The sequence below is a fragment of the Pseudomonas sp. NPDC087346 genome (genome assembly GCF_044744235.1).
Taxonomy (GTDB): domain Bacteria; phylum Pseudomonadota; class Gammaproteobacteria; order Pseudomonadales; family Pseudomonadaceae; genus Aquipseudomonas.
Genome location: NZ_JBIUXX010000133.1, coordinates 1 through 4,428, shown reverse-complemented (window position 1 = coordinate 4,428; position 4,428 = coordinate 1). Strand labels below are relative to the sequence as shown.

The window sequence follows — 4,428 nt, the reverse complement described above, 5'->3', positions numbered from 1 at the left end:
GACGGCGGTGGCGGCGATCTGCACGTAACCATGCCGTACTCGATGATCGAGCCGGTACGCGAAATGCTCGACGCCGGTTTCCAGTCGGACCTCGACGATCAGGACGAGCGCTGGGTCAACGCCCTGCGTCAGGACGTGCTCGATGTCGATGTGCCGATTGGCGCCACCGTCGCTCGCCGCCAGTTGAAGCTGCGCGACATCCTGCACATGCAGCCGGGCGATGTGATCCCGGTCGAGATGCCGGACGAAATGATCATGCGCGCCAATGGCGTGCCGGCCTTCAAGGTCAAGATGGGCTCGCACAAAGGCAACCTCGCGTTGCAGGTGATCGAGCCGATCGAGCGTCGCTGAAGCGGCGCTCTCACCCCCAAGCATTTAACTGAATTTTTGCCCGCCGAGGACAAATGATGAACGACGATATGAACGCCCAGGACGACCAGGCACTGGCTGACGAATGGGCTGCTGCCCTGGAAGAAACCGGTGACGGCCAGGCTGACATCGACGCCTTGCTGGCTGCCGACGCTGCATCGGGCAGCCGTCTGCCGATGGAAGAATTCGGCAGCGTGCCGAAGAACAACGACCCGGTGACGCTGGACGGTCCTAACCTGGACGTGATCCTCGACATTCCGGTTTCCATTTCGATGGAAGTCGGCAGCACCGACATCAATATTCGCAACCTGCTGCAACTGAACCAGGGCTCGGTGATCGAGCTTGATCGTCTGGCCGGTGAGCCGCTGGACGTGCTGGTCAACGGCACCCTGATCGCTCACGGCGAAGTGGTTGTGGTCAACGAGAAGTTCGGCATCCGCCTGACCGACGTGATCAGCCCAAGCGAACGCATCAAGAAGCTGCGCTGAGTGAAAAAGCTTATCGGTGGTTTGCTCGGATTGGCGCTGGCCTTGCCGCTGGGTGTCATGGCGGCCGAGCCGGTTGCAGCGACTGCCGCTGCCGCCGTGCCTGCGGTTGGCGGTGGTGTGGCCGGGCAACTGACGCAGTTGGTGTTCGGCCTGTTGCTGGTGTTGGGGTTGATCTTCTTCCTCGCCTGGCTGCTGCGCCGGGTGCAGCAGGCCGGCCCTGCGGGCAAGGGCCAGGTGATCGATATCGTCGGCTCCCGTGCGCTAGGTCCGCGTGATCGGCTGATGCTGGTGCAGGTCGGCAACGAGCAGATTCTGCTCGGTCTCAGCCCCGGCACCATCACCGCGCTGCACGTGATGAAGGAGCCAGTGCAGGTGCCGGACACCAGCGAAAAAGCCACCCCGGAGTTTGCCCAGCATCTGCTGAAGATTCTCGGCAAGGATCAGAAGGATAAGAAGTAATGGGTGCGCTACGCATCGTCTTGACCCTGGCTCTGTTGCTGGCCGCGCCGCTGGCGTTTGCCGCCGATCCATTGTCGATCCCGGCGATCACGCTGGGCACCAACGCCAATGGCGCGCAGGAATACTCGGTCAGCCTGCAGATCCTGCTGATCATGACGGCGCTGAGTTTTATTCCGGCGGCGGTCATTCTGATGACCAGTTTCACCCGGATCATCATCGTCTTCTCGATCCTGCGTCAGGCCCTTGGCTTGCAGCAGACGCCGTCGAACCAGATCCTCACCGGTATGGCACTGTTCCTGACCATGTTCATCATGGCGCCGGTATTTGATCGGGTGAACAACGATGCGTTGCAGCCGTATCTGGCGGAAAAACTCACCGCGCAGCAAGCGGTGGAAAAGGCTCAGGTGCCGATCAAGGACTTCATGCTCGCGCAGACTCGCACCAGTGATCTGGAGCTGTTCATGCGCCTGTCCAAGCGCACCGACATCGCTACGCCGGATCAGGCGCCGCTGACCATTCTGGTACCGGCGTTCGTCACCTCCGAGCTGAAAACCGCGTTCCAGATTGGCTTCATGATCTTCATTCCGTTCCTGATCATCGACCTGGTGGTCGCGAGCGTGCTGATGGCGATGGGTATGATGATGCTCTCGCCGCTGATCATCTCGCTGCCGTTCAAAATCATGCTGTTCGTATTGGTGGATGGCTGGGCGCTGATTATCGGCACTTTGGCGAGCAGTTTTGGAGGTGTTACGCCATGACGCCAGAAGTCGCGGTCGACATATTTCGTGAAGCGTTGTGGCTGACCACGCTGATGGTCGCGATTCTGGTGGTGCCGAGTCTGTTGGTGGGCTTGCTGGTGGCGATGTTCCAGGCCGCGACGCAGATCAACGAACAGACCTTGAGCTTCCTGCCGCGTCTGCTGGTAATGCTGGTGACCCTGATTGTCGCCGGTCCGTGGATCGTGCAGACCTTCATGGAATACATCATCCAGTTGTACAAAAACATTCCGATGGTCATCGGCTAAGCCATGCAGTCGATGCTTCAGCTGACCGACACCCAGATCAGTTCCTGGGTGGCGACATTCATGTTGCCGCTGTTTCGCGTGACGTCGATGCTGATGGTGATGCCGATCTTCGGCACCACCCTGGTTCCCCGGCGCGTACGCCTGTATTTCGCCGTGGCGATTACTGTGGTGATTGTGCCTGGCCTGCCGCCGATGCCGGCGGTCAGTCCGCTGGATCTCAGCGGTCTGCTGCTGATTGCCGAGCAGATCCTTATCGGCGCAATGCTCGGTTTCTCCTTGCAGCTGTTCTTCCAGGCGTTTGCGGTGGCGGGGCAGATTGTGGCGGTGCAGATGGGCATGGGCTTCGCCTCGATGGTCGACCCGGCCAACGGCGTGTCGGTGGCGGTGATCGGGCAATTCTTCACCATGCTGGTGACGTTGCTGTTCCTGTCGATGAATGGCCATCTGGTGGTGTTCGAAGTCCTCACCGAAAGCTTCACTACGTTGCCGGTCGGCGGCGGATTGATGACCGCGCAATACTGGGAGCTGGCCGGCAAACTCGGCTGGGTACTCGGTGCTGCGTTGTTGTTGGTATTGCCGGCAGTCACTGCGCTGCTGGTGGTCAACATTGCCTTCGGCGTGATGACCCGTGCCGCGCCGCAACTGAACATTTTCTCTATCGGTTTCCCGCTGACCCTGGTGCTTGGCCTGTTCATTGTCTGGGTCGGTCTGGCGGACATTCTCAATCAGTATCAACCGCTGGCCGTCGAGGCCTTGCAGTTGTTACGCGAACTGGCGCGAGCGAGCTGAGTCATGGCTGAGAGCGAAAGCGGTCAGGACAAAACAGAAGACCCCACGGAGAAACGTAAAAAGGATTCCCGTGAGAAGGGTGAGATTGCCCGTTCCAAAGAGCTCAACACCCTCGCCGTAATGATTGCCGGAGCCAGTGCCCTGCTGATATTCGGCGGCATGCTGGCGCAGGAACTGATGGACCTGATGCGTCTGAACTTCACGCTGACGCGAGAAGTGATCATGGATCAGGGCTCGATGGGCGCGTTTCTGCTGCAGTCGGGGAAGATTGCGCTGCTGGCGATTCAGCCGATCATGATCACCCTGTTGCTGGCCGCACTGATCGGGCCGATTTCCCTCGGTGGCTGGCTGTTCGCGGCGGGCTCCATGGCGCCCAAGTTCAGTCGGATGAACCCGGGTGCAGGCCTCAAGCGCATGTTTTCGATGAAGGCGATTATCGAACTGCTCAAGGCGCTGGCCAAATTTACGATTACCTTGTTTGTGGCGCTGGCGGTGTTGTCATCCGACATTGATGACCTGCTGCGTATTGCCCACGAGCCGTTGGAGCAAGCGATCATTCACAGCTTGATGGTGGTGGGCTGGAGTTCCTTGTGGCTAGCGTGTGGCTTGATCATCATCGCCGCCGTCGATGTGCCGGTGCAGCTGTGGGAAAGCCACAAGAAACTGCTGATGACCAAGCAGGAAGTGCGCGACGAGCACAAGGATCAGGAAGGTCGCCCGGAGGTCAAACAACGCATCCGTCAGACCCAGCGCGAAATGTCGCAGCGGCGGATGATGGCGGCGATTCCCGACGCCGACGTGGTCATCACCAACCCGACCCACTACGCCGTCGCACTCAAGTACGACTCCGAGAAGGGCGGCGCGCCGATCTTGCTGGCCAAGGGCAGCGACTTCCTGGCACTGAAAATCCGCGAAATCGCCGTGGCCAACAACGTCATGTTGCTTGAGTCCGCAGGCCTGGCGCGTTCGATCTACTACTCCACGGAACTCGATCAGGAAATCCCCGGCGGCCTGTATCTGGCGGTCGCTCAGGTTCTGGCCTACGTCTACCAGATCCGTCAGTTCCGCGCCGGCAAAGGTAAACGTCCGGACCCACTGAAGGACGATCTGCCGATCCCGCCGGATCTGTGGCGCGATTCCTGACGTTACTGTGATGAAACAAAAAACCGCCGTCCCGGTTGAATGGGATGGCGGTTTTTTATACCTGACCCAATGAAACTCCGGCCATTGCAGAAATCATTGTGGCGAGGGGATTTATCCCCGTCGGGTTGCGCAGCAGCCCCAAAACCTGTGACTTCT

The 4,428-nt window shown here is 59.6% G+C and carries 7 protein-coding genes; all 7 read left to right on the top strand.

Going from position 1 to position 4,428, the window contains the following annotated elements:
• A partial coding sequence (locus tag ACIOZM_RS31255; protein ID WP_401221432.1) for a FliM/FliN family flagellar motor switch protein occupies window positions 1-351 on the top strand: 351 nt, incomplete at its 5' end.
• 56 nt (window positions 352-407) lie between these two features.
• Entirely contained in the window at window positions 408-857 is a 450-nt protein-coding gene (gene fliN / locus ACIOZM_RS31250) for a flagellar motor switch protein FliN (protein WP_007920031.1), read from the top strand.
• Entirely contained in the window at window positions 858-1,316 is a 459-nt protein-coding gene (gene fliO / locus ACIOZM_RS31245) for a flagellar biosynthetic protein FliO (protein ID WP_401221430.1), read from the top strand.
• A complete protein-coding gene (gene fliP / locus ACIOZM_RS31240) occupies window positions 1,316-2,074 on the top strand; it encodes a flagellar type III secretion system pore protein FliP (protein WP_283437238.1) in 759 nt (252 codons plus the stop codon). The genes fliO and fliP overlap by 1 nt, the downstream gene beginning before the upstream one ends.
• A complete protein-coding gene (gene fliQ, locus ACIOZM_RS31235; protein ID WP_007920026.1) occupies window positions 2,071-2,340 on the top strand; it encodes a flagellar biosynthesis protein FliQ in 270 nt (89 codons plus the stop codon). The genes fliP and fliQ overlap by 4 nt, the downstream gene beginning before the upstream one ends.
• Before the next feature lie 3 nt (window positions 2,341-2,343).
• On the top strand, window positions 2,344-3,129 hold the full coding sequence (gene fliR, locus ACIOZM_RS31230) for a flagellar biosynthetic protein FliR (protein ID WP_401221427.1): 786 nt from the start codon (window positions 2,344-2,346) through the stop codon (window positions 3,127-3,129).
• Window positions 3,130-3,132: 3 nt separating this feature from the next.
• Window positions 3,133-4,272 (top strand): flagellar biosynthesis protein FlhB, encoded by a 1,140-nt coding sequence (gene flhB / locus ACIOZM_RS31225; protein WP_401221424.1) that lies wholly within the window; start codon window positions 3,133-3,135, stop codon window positions 4,270-4,272.
• Window positions 4,273-4,428 lie beyond the last annotated feature (156 nt).